9 protein-coding genes and 4 pseudogenes are annotated in these 12,503 nt (G+C 70.4%); 6 read left to right on the top strand and 7 right to left on the bottom strand.

Features of this window, described 5'->3' with window-relative positions; genetic code table 11:
- Positions 1 to 402 precede the first annotated feature (402 nt).
- The gene (locus ACFYY1_RS39920; protein ID WP_388594713.1) at positions 403 to 906 is read right to left on the bottom strand and encodes a nucleoside deaminase; all 504 of its coding nucleotides are present in this window, start codon (positions 904 to 906) and stop codon (positions 403 to 405) included.
- 936 nt (positions 907 to 1,842) lie between these two features.
- On the opposite strand from ACFYY1_RS39920, the pseudogene ACFYY1_RS39915 reads away from it, so the two are divergent.
- Positions 1,843 to 2,197: pseudogene (locus tag ACFYY1_RS39915) on the top strand (dienelactone hydrolase family protein); the annotation flags it as partial.
- A gap of 601 nt (positions 2,198 to 2,798) precedes the next feature.
- Here the strand turns inward: ACFYY1_RS39915 and ACFYY1_RS39910 are convergent.
- Positions 2,799 to 3,875, bottom strand: a complete 1,077-nt coding sequence (locus ACFYY1_RS39910) for an acyl-CoA dehydrogenase family protein (RefSeq protein ID WP_388594711.1) — start codon at positions 3,873 to 3,875, stop codon at positions 2,799 to 2,801.
- A gap of 326 nt (positions 3,876 to 4,201) precedes the next feature.
- A pseudogene (locus ACFYY1_RS39905) lies at positions 4,202 to 4,616 on the bottom strand (acyl-CoA dehydrogenase family protein); the annotation flags it as partial.
- 83 nt (positions 4,617 to 4,699) lie between these two features.
- Between ACFYY1_RS39905 and ACFYY1_RS39900 the strand changes: the two are divergent.
- Both ACFYY1_RS39900 and ACFYY1_RS39895 read left to right on the top strand, forming a co-directional pair.
- A complete protein-coding gene (locus tag ACFYY1_RS39900) occupies positions 4,700 to 5,866 on the top strand; it encodes an acyl-CoA dehydrogenase family protein (protein ID WP_388594709.1) in 1,167 nt (388 codons plus the stop codon).
- Positions 5,863 to 6,503 (top strand): annotated as a pseudogene (locus tag ACFYY1_RS39895) (SDR family NAD(P)-dependent oxidoreductase); the annotation flags it as partial. The gene ACFYY1_RS39900 and the pseudogene ACFYY1_RS39895, both read left to right, overlap by 4 nt.
- 312 nt (positions 6,504 to 6,815) lie before the next feature.
- Here ACFYY1_RS39895 and ACFYY1_RS39890 read toward each other — a convergent pair.
- The 4 genes and pseudogenes from ACFYY1_RS39890 to ACFYY1_RS39875 all read right to left on the bottom strand — a co-directional run bounded on the left by ACFYY1_RS39890 (position 6,816) and on the right by ACFYY1_RS39875 (position 9,581).
- Positions 6,816 to 7,742, bottom strand: coding sequence for a tyrosine-protein phosphatase (locus ACFYY1_RS39890; protein WP_388594708.1), 927 nt, complete (start codon positions 7,740 to 7,742; stop codon positions 6,816 to 6,818).
- A 19-nt stretch (positions 7,743 to 7,761) separates the two neighbouring features.
- Positions 7,762 to 8,170, bottom strand: a pseudogene (locus ACFYY1_RS39885) (hypothetical protein); the annotation flags it as partial.
- Positions 8,171 to 8,259: 89 nt separating this feature from the next.
- Positions 8,260 to 9,126: a CoA transferase subunit A gene (locus tag ACFYY1_RS39880; protein ID WP_388594706.1), complete on the bottom strand. Its 867-nt coding sequence runs from the start codon at positions 9,124 to 9,126 to the stop codon at positions 8,260 to 8,262.
- Positions 9,123 to 9,581, bottom strand: a complete 459-nt coding sequence (locus ACFYY1_RS39875) for a hypothetical protein (RefSeq protein WP_388594737.1) — start codon at positions 9,579 to 9,581, stop codon at positions 9,123 to 9,125. The genes ACFYY1_RS39880 and ACFYY1_RS39875 overlap by 4 nt, the downstream gene beginning before the upstream one ends.
- Before the next feature lie 78 nt (positions 9,582 to 9,659).
- Here ACFYY1_RS39875 and ACFYY1_RS39870 point away from each other — a divergent pair, with 78 nt between their 5' ends.
- The 3 genes from ACFYY1_RS39870 to ACFYY1_RS39860 all read left to right on the top strand — a co-directional run bounded on the left by ACFYY1_RS39870 (position 9,660) and on the right by ACFYY1_RS39860 (position 12,499).
- Positions 9,660 to 10,436: an SDR family oxidoreductase gene (locus ACFYY1_RS39870; RefSeq protein ID WP_388594704.1), complete on the top strand. Its 777-nt coding sequence runs from the start codon at positions 9,660 to 9,662 to the stop codon at positions 10,434 to 10,436.
- Between the two features lie 106 nt (positions 10,437 to 10,542).
- Positions 10,543 to 11,580 carry a 2-keto-4-pentenoate hydratase gene (locus ACFYY1_RS39865; protein ID WP_388594702.1) on the top strand — a complete coding sequence of 346 codons (1,038 nt, stop codon included), beginning with the start codon at positions 10,543 to 10,545 and terminating at the stop codon, positions 11,578 to 11,580.
- A gap of 7 nt (positions 11,581 to 11,587) precedes the next feature.
- Positions 11,588 to 12,499, top strand: coding sequence for an acetaldehyde dehydrogenase (acetylating) (locus ACFYY1_RS39860; protein WP_388594701.1), 912 nt, complete (start codon positions 11,588 to 11,590; stop codon positions 12,497 to 12,499).
- Positions 12,500 to 12,503: the final 4 nt, after the last annotated feature.

Raw genomic sequence — 12,503 nt, 5'->3', positions numbered from 1 at the left:
CAGGCAGCGGACCGATGAATCGTCACACGCGAGACCGGCGAACCGGACGGATCGCGACTTCGCAACGAACCTGCCGCTGCAGCCTTCGGATCTCTGCCCGGTCCGCCACGAGGATGGCCTCCCCGCCTGCTCTTGATCACCGAACCCGAATTCAGGCGGAGATCACCAAGTGAGTCACTTTTGATGCACCGTCAGAAGGTCAGTGTTCGGCCGTCGTAGAGATCCCTGGAGACGATCCCAGGACGATGTATGACTCGGTCGTCATGCCGTCCCCCGGCTTGCGGGGGTATTCAATTTTCCTCTCGGGGGTTCACTTCTCTATTTCAGTTCCAGAATTTTTGGGACCCGGAGAGGTCTGGTTGATTCGATGTACTCGATGCCGGTGCGCGGTGAGCCGGGTGCTCAGTAATCGATACGGTCGGACTTGGCCAGCCAGGCGTCGAACGGCGCCGTACGGTTCGGCATTTCCAATCGCTCGATCGCCATCGGCCACAGTTCCGCGGGCTTCTTTTCGAACAGGTCGTAGAACTTGCGGTCGTCGAAACCGGCCACCGCAGCGTCGTCGCGATCAGCAGCGAAGATGATCCGGTCGACCCGCGCCCACAGTGCAGAGGAAAGACACATGGGGCACGGCTCGCACGAGGTGACCAGGACGCAGCCCTCCAGCGAGAAGGTGCCCAGCTTCTGGCAGGCGGCGCGGATCGCGCTCACCTCGCCATGCGCCGTCGGGTCGAGGCTCGAAGTAACTCTGTTGTTCCCGATTGCGAATATCTCGCCATCCTTTGCCATGAGTGCGCCGAACGGACCGCCGCCGTTCTTCACGCTGTTGGTGGCAAGGGCGATGGCCTCGTCCATCCAGATGCGCTCAAGCGCGTGGATGCTCGTTTCTTGGGTGTGTGCGGTCATGGTCACTTCCTTGTCGCAGAGGTTGAGGGCTCCCCGAATGCTCTGCCCATGCGGGACACCGCACACGCAGACTAACCGGGGGAGCAAGTGGGGCTCTGCGGTTGCCGCCTCGAAAATCAACTCGGCCGGCGACACCCGCGGGAGATCAGCGCGGCTAAGGGCTGTCCCGTAATCCCTGGTGGGCGTGCGGCGTCAGACGCGGCACGCTGATCCACCAGGGATTACGGGACAGCCCTTAGGCGCACACAATGTGCTCTGGTGAGGTGGGAGGAATATGGATGGCCATCAGAAAGACCCTGCTGCCCCTTCCGTGACTCGTTCAGTTGCTGTTGACGCGGAATAGCACAAGTACATCCGGCGGACCCTGCCGAAGGTCAGTCACCGAAGCCATGAAGGAGTTGGCTGGTCGGCTGCCCCCTGTTGTGGATTCGCACGAAGGGCAGCGCTCAGTGAACCCTTCCGCGACCGGCTCGATACCGCACCACGCAGTCAAGGAGGCGGGGACCACTGACCGCAAACGCGGCAAACGGATCAAGGCACGCATGGCCCGGCGGACCCGCGAGCCAGGTCACCCACGCCTCGCTGCTGGTGAGCATGTCAGCGGTCCGTCTGTCGACGGGACCCGTGTGGAGCGCACGGCGTCGTTCTTGCGTCGGACGGTGGGGGCGCTGCCGCGCCGTGAAGCTGACGAAGCCCGGAAGCGTCACCGCGGGCACTCGCGCGACCTGGCCGCCTGCGAGGTCGCCGCTGACCTCCCGAACAGTGGCGCTCGCTGTCGTTTGCCGACAGGTGGTCCGTGTTCCGGTGACGCAACTGGGACAGGCTGCCGTCTGCCGTCGGTGAAACCGACCCGACAGGGCTCGACGGTCGATACCGTCCCATCTCGTGACGGTCAGATCTCGTACGATCGAATACCCGGCCTAGGGTCTGACGACGATGGGATACCTTGCGTTCCCCGCCGGTGCGGAGCGTCGGTCCGCAGCCTCGATCGGGCCCGAGGGGATCGGGATCAGCGACGAGCGTTGCCGAGCCGATGCCCTGGCCGAGATGGGGTACGTGGCGCCGGCCTTCGACTTCCACGGCGGACGCTGCCTGAGCAACCCAGGGGAGATGCGGGAGCGTTGCACGCCGCTGCACGCCGCTGCTCGCCGATTCCGACCGGATGCGGGGCATCGGCCGCGCGGCACTCGATGTGTTGCTCGCGGAACCGCAGACCGACCCCGACCGGGTCGCCGCCGTTGGCCACGGCACCGGCGGCGCGATCGCGCTGGAACTCGGGCGTGCCGCCGTCGCCCAGGACTTCGGCGTCCGGCCGACCGCCATCTCAAGACTCGAAAGAGGACTCAGCCGGGACGACGACCTCACCCACGCCCACCGCGACTGGCTCCAAGCCGCTTGACAGCAATAGGAGCATCATCCCCAGCGCCCGGGGTCGTCCACCTGAACCACCCCAACAGACAGGCCGCACCCGGCCCTGCCGCACACGAATCGCCCCTCACTCGGGCGAATGAGGGAAGAGCCCGGCAGCCGGGCATTCCGCCTCGCCCCGATCCCGGCAGCGAGGCGTGCCGGTGTGCTCCGCTTAGGGCCTGCCGGGAAATATCTCGCATGTTCTGGCTCTTGACGCCCCAGCGCAGTCAGGGTGTTCGAGAGCCAGTTGTTTTCCGGCAGGCCCTTACCGGCACCTCGCACCCTGGCGCGCTGCGCTTCCCGGGGGAGCACTCCTGCGAGGGACAGGGCGTTGCGCGGCCACCTGGAGGCGCGTCCGCCGCCCGCCCTGGTGCGAGATCACGCTCGACCACCATGCAGCCGCGCCCATGTCGGACGGTGCGATGTCCCGGCCGCTCGGTGCCGACCCACTGAGGTTGATCCCCGGTAGTGGGCAACAGGTTTCATGCGACGGGCAGGCCCAGGTCGGCTGCCAGGCGGGCGCGGTGCCAGGCCGGCGGGCCGAAGAGCTGGGCCGAGCCGTGCGCGCGCTTGAAGTAGCGGTGGGCGTCGTGCTCCCACGTGATGCCGATGCCGCCGTGCAACTGGATCATCTCGCCCGCCACCACCGAGAATGCCTCCGAGCAGGCCGACTTGGCGGCGGCTGCGTGGCGGGAAAGCTCCTGGGCGCCACCCCCGGCGGCTGCGAAGGAAGCGCCGAGCGCGACCGAGCGCGCAGATTCCACCAGGACGTAGGCGTCCGCGAGGCGATGCTTGACCGCCTGGAAGGAACCGATGGGACGGCCGAACTGGATCCGCTCCTGGGCGTAGGCGAGAGTGAGCTCCAAGCAGCGTGAGGCGGCACCGACCTGTTCGGCTGCCAATGCCGTGCAGGCCAGGTCCAGTACGTGTGACAGCACCCGGTCGCCCTCACCCTCCGCTCCGACGAGCCGGCCCTCCGCACTGGTGAGTACCACGTGTGCCTGCGTCCGTGTGGAGTCCATTGCCACCGTCGCCTCGCGGTCCACGCCCGCGCCGTCCCCGGAGACCTCGAAGAGCGAGACCCCCGCTCCCGAACGGGCCGCCACGAGCAGCACCTCGGCTTCCGCGCCGTCCAGCACGTGCTCCTTGGTCCCGGTGATCCGCCACCTTCCCCCGGGCCCCGGGGAGGCATCGGCCTGTATGGCAGAGGGGTCCCAGGAACCGCGCTCGGCCCACGCGAGGGCCCCCACAGCGGCACCCGAGGCCAGCCCCGGCAGCAGTCGCGCGCACGCTGCTTCGTCGCCGGAGGCGAGTAGTGCCTGCACCAAGAGCACCGCGGAGCCGAGGTACGGGACAGGGCTCAGCTCTCGTCCCAGTTCCTCCATCACCACGTTGACCTCCCGGGCCCCGCACCCGGCGCCACCGTACTCCTCGGGGACGGCGAGCCCCGCGACGCCGATCTGCCGGGTCAACGGCCGCCAGGCCGTGTCCCCCGCATGGCGTGAGAGGACGCCCCGCACAGCGGACCGCAGTTCTGCCTGCTCCTCGGTCAGTCTCACGCTTCTGCTCCTGTCGATGTCGGACGGGTACGGGGTTGCTCGCCGGGCGCGGCCGGGTACTCCTCCCACGAGTCCCGGCTCCGGGTCTCGGCGGTGCGCCAGACGGCCGGAGCGGTCACGAGTCCGCAGACGACGGCGGGCGTCGCGAGGGAGCGCTCCGGGCGTCGCCCGAAGCGGAGAGCAGGCCGTCGGCGACGGAGGGCGGGGTCAAAGGGTCTCTCGGGGATGTGCGGGGACGTGCGGGGAACACGGTTGACTCCCAGGTGCGGTGGGGATGCCGGGGCCCGGCGGGCGGTGGTGTGTCGGACCGGGGGAGTGGGCGCCGTTCAGGCAGCGAGGACTCGGGCGCGGCAGGCCGCGGGGGTGCCCCAGGCGTCGCGGAGGGGACGGGCCTTGCGGGTCCACAGGACGAGGTCCGGCTCCTGCGTGGAGCCGACGGCGCCGTGGAGCCGCAGGGCCGTGCGGGCGGCGGCGTACGACGCCTCACCCGCCGTGACCTTCGCCGCGGCGACCCCGGCGGTGCTGTGGCCCGTTCCTTCAGTCGGGGCCAGGGCGACGGAGCGGAGCAGGGGCTGAGTGGATTCCAGTGCGATGAGCGTGTCGGCGAGGCGGTGCTTGACCGCCTGGAAGGAGCCGACGGCGAACTCCAACCGGATGCGCTGTCCGACGTACTCGACAGTCCGGGTCGAGGAGGACGCGGTCGAGGCCGAGGGACTGGGCGGCGGTGGCCGGGGTGGCGACCTGACAGGTTCCGTGGACGCGGTGCGGGCAGTGGACATCCACCCTCCTTCCCTAACAAGTGTTTGGTAGGTTAGCGTACGGCCATGAGCAACGTCGAGGAGTTCCGCAGAGAGGTCCGCAGCTGGCTGCGCTCCAACCTCACGGGTGAGTTCGCCGCCCTGCGCGGACACGGCGGCCCCGGACGGGAACACGAGGCGCACGCCGAACGCCTTGCCTGGGAGCGGCACATGGCCGCCGAGGGGTGGACCTGTGTCGGGTGGCCCAAGGAGTACGGCGGGCGAGGCGTGACCCTCGAACAGCAGGTCGCCTTCCACGAGGAGTACGCCCTCGCCGGCGCCCCCGCACGCGTCGACCACATCGGCGAGCAACTCCTGGGACCCACCCTCATCGCCTTCGGCACACCCGAACAGCGCGAGCGGTTCCTCCCGCCGATCGTCGCCGTCGAGGAGCTGTGGTGCCAGGGCTACTCGGAGCCGGACGCCGGCTCGGACCTGGCCAATGTCCGGACCCGCGCCGAGCGGGACGGCGACCAGTGGGTGGTCACCGGGCAGAAGGTCTGGACCTCGCTCGCGCACGAAGCCGACTGGTGCTTCGTCGTCGCCCGTACCGAGCCCGGAACGACCCGCCACCGGGGCCTGTCCTACCTCCTCGTTCCCCTGGACCAGCCCGGCGTGGAGATCAGGCCGATCGTTCAGCTGACCGGGACCTCGGAGTTCAACGAGGTGTTCTTCGACGGGGCCCGCACCCACATCTCCCACATCGTCGGCGGCCCCGGCGACGGGTGGCGGGTGGCCATGGCCACCCTCGGCTTCGAGAGGGGCGTGTCCACCCTCGGCCAGCAGGTCGGCTTCCGCCGCGAGCTGGAGGCCGTCATCGAGCTCGCCAAGCGCAACGGCGCGGCCACCGACCCCCTGATCCGCGACCGGATCGCCCGCGCCTGGATCGGCCTGGAGACCATACGGTTCAACGCTCTGCGCATGCTCGGCGGAGTCGCGGCCGGGGCCCCGGGCCCCGAGGCGTCCATCGGGAAGATCTTCTGGGCCACCTGGCACAGGGAGCTGGGCGAACTCGCCATGGACGTCTGCGGCGCCGGAGGCATGCTGGCCGCCGGCGAGCCGTACGACCTCACCGACTGGCAGCGGCTGTACCTCTTCTCCCGCTCCGACACCATCTACGCCGGCTCCAACGAGATCCAGCGGAACATCATCGCCGAGCGTGTCCTCGGCCTGCCCAGGGAAGTCCGCCTGTGACCGCCCCGCACACGCCTCCGCCCTACGTGACAGGCCACGGACTGCTCGCCGGCAGCGCCGCCGTCGTCACCGCCGCCGCGGGCGCCGGCATCGGCGGCGCGACTGCCAGGCGGGCTCCTGGAAGAAGGCGCGCGGGTCGTCCTCTCCGACGCTCACGCCCGCAGACCGAGGGAGTCCGAGGCTGAGCCGGCCACGGAGTTCGGCGCCGCCCGCGTCGACGCCCTGCCCTGGGACGTCACCGACGAGACCCAGGTCGCCGCACTGTTCGACTTCGCCGTGGAGCGCCACGGGCGCCTCGGCATCGTCGTCAACAACGCGGGCCCCGGCGGTACCGCCGACCTGGTCGACATGGCCGACGAGCAGTGGGACAAGGTTCTCGACGTCACGCTGAACGGCACCTTCCGCTGCACTCGCGCCGCGCTGCGCCGCATGAAGGCCGCGGACGCTGGGGGCGTCGTCGTCAACAATGCCTCGGTGATCGGCTGGCGGGCCCAGAAGGGCCGGGCCCACTACGCCGCCGCCAAGGCCGGATTGATGGCCCTCACCCGCTGCGCCGCGCTGGAGGCCGCCGCGTACAGGGTCCGGGGTCAACGCCGTTTCCCCGAGCCTGGCCATGCACCCGCACCTGCTGAAGGTCCCCTGCTGCACGAACTGGAGCGCACCGGCGGTCGCTACGGCCTGCAGACCATGTGCGAGGGGGGCGGTCAGGCGAACGTGACGATCATTGAGCGTCTCTGACTCTGCCGGGGCATCGGAGGACATCTGTCGCCAGGCGGTGTGATCGGTGCGGGGATGGCGGGATCCGTTCACGGCCGGTGCGGAAGGAGGCCGGACGGAAGCGATCTGACCGTGAGGTCTCTGCGCGTGGGAAATTGTGTGAGAAATGAGGTCATGACAGAGGCCCGTCGGGGTGCAGACACCCAGGCGGACCTCTGTGGTGGGGGCCTGGTCACCGCACCAGTCTCGCGCGGAGCTTCGCCAGGGTCCGGGCGTCCAGGCCGAGCCCTTCCCCGAGGTAGCTGTGGAAGGAGCCGTAGTCCTTACGGATCTGGTCCAGGGCCGCCCCCAGGTAGTCGGCGCGGACCTCCTGCAGTGGCACGAGCAGCTCGGGGTTCTCCATGTAGCCGGCCTGCTTCAGCCCCTCGCGGACCTTGCGGTCCGCCTCCCCGCGGAAGTAGTTGGACAGCAGGTAGTCCCGCTCGGCGGCCCTGGACGGGACGCCGACTGCACGCAGCAGGAGATAGCTCATCCAGCCGGTGCGGTCCTTGCCCGAGGTGCAGTGGAAGAGCAGCGGGGCCCCCTTGTGATGGGCGATGTCGCGGATCGTCGTGGCGAACTGGCGGCGGCTGTCTGCGTCGGTGACGAAGGTGCGGTAGATGTCCCGCATGAGCTGCTCGGCCCTGCCGTTCCCGAGCGCCTCGTGCTGCCTCACGGGATCCTTGGAGCCGATGACCGCCTTCGTCGTTGCATACAGGCCGAGGTCGGCCACGGGGCGGGCGGTCGGCGCGAGTTCTCCCGGGAGGCGGTCTGCGCCGTCCTGCGCGACCTCCTCCGGGGTACGGAAGTCGAGCACGGTGCGCAGGTCCAGTGCGGAGAGGACCGCGAGGTCGGCGTCGGTCAGTCCGTTCAGCGCGTCGCCCCGGAACACCTGGCCGTAGCGGATCCGTCGGCCGTTGTCGGTGCGCTGGCCACCGAGGTCGCGGACGTTGACCGCGCCCTGGAGAGCGATGTGGCGGACGGCGCCGGGCCCGGCTTGGTGGGAGGCCGATGTCACGGGCCCGGCCGGGGCGTCGGCTGCGGCGAGGGTGGGCAGAGCGCTCAGGACGACGGTGGCGGTGACGGCGGCGGTCGCACGTCGGATGGGGAGGGCGCGCATGATTCGACTCCAACGGGTTTCAGGGGAAGGTGCCTGTAGGTGAGGAGTGCGGTGGGGCGTGGTGCGGTCGGTCCGTGGTGGGCAGGGCGTGGATCACGGCCCGCGCATCGGTCACGAGGCGGTCGACGAGTTCGGTGCAGGACGGCAGATCGTCGGTCACTCCCGCGACCTGCCCGGAGGGCATCACGCCGAGATCGGTACGGCCGTCCACCATGGACGCCTTGAGCAGCATGGGGGTGTTGGCGCCCAGCAGGATCTGGTTCCACGTCAGGTCCTTGCCGTGCTTCATCGCCAGGCCGTCACGGATCATCTCCGCCCAGGTCCTGCCGGACTCGGGCCGGAAGGCCGAGGCATGCCGAGACCAGGCCGCGGCCGTCGTGGAAGCCGCCGGCCGCGACGACCGGGATGTCCACGGCGTCCACGACCCTCACCCGAGCCACGCCATGCCTCCGCGCAGGCGACGACGCAGTACTCGGCCCGTGTCGCCGTCGCGGCCGTCGGGGTGATGCCGGTGCCCTCACGCTTCCTCCTCGTGGAACGCCGCGACCGCGGTCCGGTAGGCGTCCTCGTCGCCGGACAGGAACCGGGCGGTGAAGGCCTGCCACGCCTCGGGGTCCCGGGCCGCCCCGGCGTAGGCGCGCTGGAACCTCTCGTCCCGGTCGTAGTCGGGGACGCAGGAGGTGAAGTGCGCGCCGTTCGAGGTCTCGACGACACCGTCGACGAACGCGCGCTTGAGCAGCAGTGACTGCGGTCCCGCCTCCTTGAGCAGGTCCGAGGTCTCCACGATCCGCTCGCACGAGACGTACGCGGCGTCGGCGGCCTCGCAGAACAGGTCGTCGAAGTACGGGTCGGGGCCCAGGTACTGGCCGTTGCCGTGCGCGTCGGCACGGTTGAGGTGGACCAGCGCGGCGTCCAGGCGCAGTGCGGGGACGGCGACGAGCTCCTCGCGTTCTCCGTACGGGGACGTGATCGTCCGCAGCGACGGGTTGACGCTCATCACGTCCGAGGCGAGGCCGGCCCGGACGGGCATGAAGGGCAGCCGGTGCACGGCGGCGGTCAGGCCCCACATGACCATGGCCTCGTCCAACTCCACCAGTTCGAAGGCCCCGTGCTGCCGGGCCCCGCCGAAGTGAGGCTCCAGGGGGATGGAGTCGAGCGTGGCGAAGGCCGCGACCAGCTTCCGGATCTTCCCGGCGGCGGCCAGCAGCCCGACGTCCGGGCCACCGTACGAGACCACGGTCAGATCCGTGAGGTCGGACCGCAGCAGCGCCCGTACCAGTGCCATCGGCTTGCGCCGGGAGCCCCAGCCGCCGATGCCGATCGTCATCCCGCTCCGGAGCCGGCCCACGACATCCTCGGCGGTCATCGTCTTGTCCCTGCTCATGACTGCTGCTCCTTGTCCGTGTCGAAGGCGACGTCCTCGCCGGCGGCGACGTCCTCGCCGAACGTGTCGCGGACCCGATCGGCGACGCCGCTGAGGTCGGCCTCGAAGGTGAAGCCCTGTTCGAAGCCGTAGCTGTGGCGGACGTCCACCGGATCGATTCCGTTCATCGCGGCCTCGGCGAACCGGACCAGCTGCCCGTCCTTGGCGGAGATCTCCCGGGCCGGTTCCAGCGCCGTGTCCAGCAGCCGTTCGCGCGGGACGACGCGCCGGACCGAGCCGTGCCGGTGCAGTTCCCCGGCGGCAACCGTGACGCAGCGCACCCGGGGATCGGCGCCCGCGGCCCGTTCCGCAGCGGCGAAGTCGTACCAGCCCTGCACGGGGGAGGCGTTGACCGGTGAGAAGCCGACGGTGACGACGGCGACGCCCTCGTCCGGGGCGGAGGTGAAGACACCCATGAGCCGATCAGCCACCTTTCCACCAAACGTTTGTTAGGCGGAAGATAGCAGCGGTTCGCGCGCTGCGGGAGGTGTCCATTGGCAGTCACCATCGATCTGTCGGGATCCGTCGCCGTCGTCACCGGCGGCACACGGGGCGTCGGCGCCGGGATTACCCGGGCGCTGCTCGAAGCCGGCGCGGAGGTCGTCACCTGCGCGCGAAGGGCTCCGGACAAGCCCGTCGAGGCGGCCGGGCGCACGGCCCGCTTCCTCCCCGTCGACCTGCGCGACCCAGCCGCCGTCGCGGACTTCTTCGACCGGGTGCGCGCCGACCACGGAAGGCTGGACGTCCTGGTCAACAACGCCGGGGGTACCCCGTTCCGGATGCTCAGTGACGGCGGAGCCGAGCAACAGGCCCGGGTCGTCGAGCTGAACCTCGTCGCCCCGTTGACCGCCTCCCTCGCCGCGTACGAGGTGATGCGCCATCAACGCGAGGGAGGGGCCGTCATCATGATCGGCAGCGTCAGCGGCACCCGCCCCTCACCGGGCAGCGCGGCCTACGGGGCCGCCAAGGCGGGCCTGGACAACCTCGCCCGGTCCATGGCGGTGGAATGGGCGCCGCGGGTGCGGGTCAACACGCTCGTCCTCGGCATGGTGCGCACCGAACTGTCCCACCTGCACTACGGGGACGGGGCCGGCACCGCCGCCGTCGGCCGCACCGTGCCGCTCGGCCGGCTCGCCGAGCCCGCCGACATCGGCGACGCCTGCGTCTTCCTCGCCTCCGACCGGGCCGCGTACATCAGCGGCGCCAGCCTGCTTGTGCACGGGGGCGGGGAACGCCCGGCGTTCCTGGACGCGGCCACCGTCAATCACTGACTCACCCATCGGCCATCGCTCATCGAAAGGCGCACACCATGACAGGACTGCGCCAGGGGCGCGCAGTGATCGTCGCCGGGGCCGGCCGCGGGCCCGGCCGCGCGCGATGGCGCTCGCCTTCGCCGCCGAGACGGCCCGTTACGGCGTCCGGATCACCGTCATCGAGGGCCGGCGCCCGGGCCCGACGGCCGACAAGGGGGGCCTCCGAGGCATCGGGCCCAGGGCCGGCACCGTGTTCCGAGCCGCCGTCGGCGCCTCGGCGGTGGCCTTTCCCGCTCACCGGGAACCGGCGCTCCCCGGGGCCGTCGGCACCGGCCTAGCCTCGCCGGACAGCCCCAACCGCCCCCAGGAGGGACCCGCCATGCTCACGGACCGCCAGAGACACGAGGCGGCCGAGCTGTTGCGCTCCGCCGAACACGGTGTGACGCCGATCGCTCCGCTCACCGAGGCGTTCCCCGGCATCGGCACCGAGGACGCGTACGAGATCCAGCTCGTCAACATCCGGCACCGCCTCGCGGCCGGGGCGGAGGTACGCGGCCACAAGGTCGGCCTGTCGTCCCCGGTCATGCAGCGGATGATGGGCGTCGACGAACCGGACTACGGTCATCTGCTCCATGACATGCGACTGCGGCCCGACGTTCCCGTGCCCGGCGTCCGCTACTGTCACCCGCGTGTCGAGGTCGAGGTCGGCTTCGTTCTCGGCGACGACCTGCCGGGCTCGGCCTGCACCCCGGCGGACGTGCTCGCCGCCACCGAACGGGTCGTGCCCGCACTGGAGCTGATCGACAGCAGGATCCGCGACTGGCGGATCACCATCGCCGACACCATCGCGGACAACGCCTCCTCCGCCGGATACGTCATCGGGGAGGGCCGGGACCCCCGCGAGCTCGACCTCAAGGCGATCGACGCCCGGCTGACCAGCGACGGCGAACTCCTCGCCGAGGGGCGCAGCGACGCCGTGCTCGGTGACCCGACCGTCTCCGTGGCCTGGCTCGCCCGGACCGTCGCCCGCTTCGGCGTGCCCCTGAAGAAGGGGCACGTGGTGCTGCCCGGCTCGTGCACCCGGGCCGTCGACGTGGCGGCAGGGGCGACCTTCACCGCCGAGTTCACCGGGCTGGGCTCGGTCTCCCTCTCGTTCATCTGAGGTGATCATGACCATCAAGACAAAGGCGACCGCCGCCATCGTCGGATCCGGCAACATCGGTACCGACCTGCTGTACAAGCTGCAGCGCTCCGAGTACGTCGAGCCCCGCTGGATGATCGGCGTCGACCCCGGCAGCGAGGGCCTCGCCCGCGCCGCCCGAGCAGGCCTGGAGGCCAGCCACGAAGGCGTCGACTGGCTGCTCGCACAGAGCGAGAAGCCCGACATCGTCTTCGAGGCCACCAGCGCCTACGTCCACCGGGCCAACGCCCCGCGCTACGCCGAACTGGGCATCAAGGCGGTCGACCTGACCCCGGCGGCGGTCGGCCCCGCCGTCGTACCGCCCGCCAATCTCCACGAGCACCTCGACCAGCCCAACGTCAACATGATCACCTGCGGCGGGCAGGCCACCATCCCCATGGTGTACGCGGTCTCCCGCGTCGTCCCCGTGGCATACGCGGAGATCGTCGCCTCGGTAGCCTCCGTCTCGGCCGGCCCCGGAACCCGGGCGAACATCGACGAGTTCACCCGCACCACTTCGCGCGGCATCGAGACCATCGGCGGTGCCGGGCGCGGCAAGGCGATCATCATCCTCAACCCGGCCGAGCCGCCCGTCATCATGCGCGACACCGTCTTCTGTGCCATCCCCGAGGACGCCGACCGGACCGCAATCGCCGTCTCGGTCAAGGAGATCGCGGACCAGGTCGCCGCCTATGTGCCCGGCTACCGGCTGCGTACCGAACCGCAGTTCGACGATCCGAGCCCCGAGAACGGCGGGATGGCACGCGTCGCGATCTTCCTGGAGGTGGAGGGCGCGGGCGACTACCTGCCGCCCTACGCCGGAAACCTCGACATCATGACCGCCGCCGCCACCAAGGTCGGTGAGGAGTTCGCCAAGGCGATCCTCGCCCCGGGCGCGTAAGGAG

The organism is Streptomyces sp. NPDC001890, assembly GCF_042891445.1.
In the GTDB taxonomy this organism is placed as follows: Bacteria; Actinomycetota; Actinomycetes; order Streptomycetales; family Streptomycetaceae; genus Streptomyces.
The sequence above is the reverse complement of the archived record's forward strand: the minus strand, read 5'-3'. Positions and strand labels throughout refer to the sequence as shown.

What these genes read in the sequence shown, in the direction of transcription:
- ACFYY1_RS39920 (WP_388594713.1), bottom strand. Translation starts at nt 906, where the DNA reads ATGACCGCACACACCCAAGAAACGAGCATCCACGCGCTTGAGCGCATC.
- ACFYY1_RS39900 (WP_388594709.1), top strand. Translation starts at nt 4,700, where the DNA reads ATGAGCAACGTCGAGGAGTTCCGCAGAGAGGTCCGCAGCTGGCTGCGC.
- ACFYY1_RS39890 (WP_388594708.1), bottom strand. Translation starts at nt 7,742, where the DNA reads ATGCGCGCCCTCCCCATCCGACGTGCGACCGCCGCCGTCACCGCCACC.
- ACFYY1_RS39880 (WP_388594706.1), bottom strand. Translation starts at nt 9,126, where the DNA reads ATGAGCAGGGACAAGACGATGACCGCCGAGGATGTCGTGGGCCGGCTC.
- ACFYY1_RS39875 (WP_388594737.1), bottom strand. Translation starts at nt 9,581, where the DNA reads ATGGGTGTCTTCACCTCCGCCCCGGACGAGGGCGTCGCCGTCGTCACC.
- ACFYY1_RS39865 (WP_388594702.1), top strand. Translation starts at nt 10,543, where the DNA reads ATGGCGCTCGCCTTCGCCGCCGAGACGGCCCGTTACGGCGTCCGGATC.
- ACFYY1_RS39860 (WP_388594701.1), top strand. Translation starts at nt 11,588, where the DNA reads ATGACCATCAAGACAAAGGCGACCGCCGCCATCGTCGGATCCGGCAAC.